Source organism: Streptomyces sp. NPDC002671, from assembly GCF_053592475.1.
In genome coordinates this window covers 1-1803 of the sequence record NZ_JBSFVU010000158.1, presented here as the reverse complement: position 1 = coordinate 1803, position 1803 = coordinate 1, and the positions used below count along the sequence as shown (strand labels likewise).

Annotated in this window: 2 pseudogenes; both read left to right on the top strand. The window is 66.4% G+C overall.

What is annotated here, in order from left to right:
• Window positions 1-46 precede the first annotated feature (46 nt).
• Window positions 47-1260 (top strand): annotated as a pseudogene (locus tag ACWD35_RS45410) (IS110 family transposase).
• Between the two features lie 21 nt (window positions 1261-1281).
• Window positions 1282-1692: pseudogene (locus ACWD35_RS45405) on the top strand (transposase); the annotation flags it as partial.
• Window positions 1693-1803: the final 111 nt, after the last annotated feature.

Below are 1803 nucleotides of genomic sequence, written 5' to 3'. Positions count from 1 at the left end.
CCGGATACGGAGACTTGCGTCCCACCTGGACATCCCTCCCTGGACCATCAAGATCCATTGTCAGGGTGTCCACTCCAAAGGATCAGCCTCACTGGTGGCCAGGGCCAGGATCGCTGACGACGCCACCGGCCTTCAACAACTGCTGAATCTTCTGGCCGAACACGGGGACACCCCCGAAACGCGTATACCAGCGGCCATAGAGACCTCCCGAGGACTGCTGGTGGCCTGCCTGCGAGCCACCGGACGCCCCGTCTATGCGATCAACCCCATGGCAGCGTCCCGATACCGCGAACGCCACACCATCGCACGCAGAAGTCAGACCACCTCGATGCCATGGTCCTCGCCAACATCTTGCGCACTGACGCCGCGGTACACCGGATGCTGCCTGCCGACACCGAACTCGTCCAGGCCATCGCCGACTTGGCGCGCGCCCAGCAAGACGCGGTCTGGGACCGCACCCAGGCTGCCAACAAACTGCGGTCCCACCTTCGCGAGTACTTCCCTGGCTACCTCACCGCCGTCCAGCCGCTGCTCGGTGGCCTGTGCTCATCCGTCGCCCGCGCGCTGCTGGCAGCCGCAGCCACCCCGGCCCGAGCCGCCCGACTGACCAAGACCCAGCTGCGGGCCGCACTGAAGAAGGCCGGACGCCAACGCGGGATCGAGGCTGAGGTCACGCGCCTGCACGCGGTCCTACGGGCCCCGCAGATGCGCCAACTCCCACTGGTCGAGGACGCGATGGGCCACCAGGCCCTGACACTGCTGCGGAAGCTGGACGCCGCCTGCACCAGCGCGGACGAGCTCGCCGAAGCTGCGGTGACGGCTTTTGAGGCACACCCGGACGCCGACATCATCACCAGCTTTCCAGGACTTGGCTCCCTCACCGGCGCCCGTGTGCTCGCAGAGATCGGAGACGACCGATCCCGCTTTGCCGATGCCCGGGCCCTCAAGTCCTACGCCGGAGCCGCACCGTTAACCCGGGCATCCGGCAAGAGCGTCTCCGTCAAGGCCCGCCGGATCAAGAACCAGCGTTTCGCTGCCGCCGGCTACGTCTGGGCATTCGCTTCCCTGACGGCCTCCAAGGGCGCCAGGGCCCACTACGACCGCAGACGCACCAACGGCGACCGACACATCGCAGCCCTGCGCAATCTCTTCAACCGCGTGATCGGGTGCCTGCACCACTGCCTCGACAAGCACGTCCACTACGACGAAACCATCGCCTTCCCCACCCGCCCCGAGCCCATCCTCACTGCCGCAGCTTGACCGCTTAACCCCATCGGATGTCTGATCACCGAAGCACACGGCATCCCCCTCGCGGTCTCGCTGACCGGCGGGAACCGGAGCGACGTGACTCAGCTCATGCCGCTCATCCAGGCCGTCCCGCCGGTACGCGGCCGACGCGGACGGCCCCGTCGACGGCCGGACAAGCTCTACGCCGACCGCGGCTACGACCACGACAAGTACCGCAAGCAGGTCCGGGCAGTGGGCATCACCCCGGTCATTGCCCGCCGCGGCACCGAACACTGCTCAGAACGATGGGTGGTCAAGCAGAGCTTCGCGCTGTTGCACTGGTTCCGCCGCCTGCGCATCCGGTGGGAGATCCGCGACGACATTCACGAAGCCTTCTTTAGCCTGGCGTGCAACATCATCTGCTGGCGCCGACTGAGCAACCTCACACTTTGTGAGGAGTTCTAAGCACTCGGACCGTACTCCAGGGCTTCGGCGTTGTCGTGTGGGGCCCGGTTCGTGGCGGTCTGTCAGCTCGGTGGCGTCCCGGAACGTGACAGGCACGGGCTTCCAAGATCA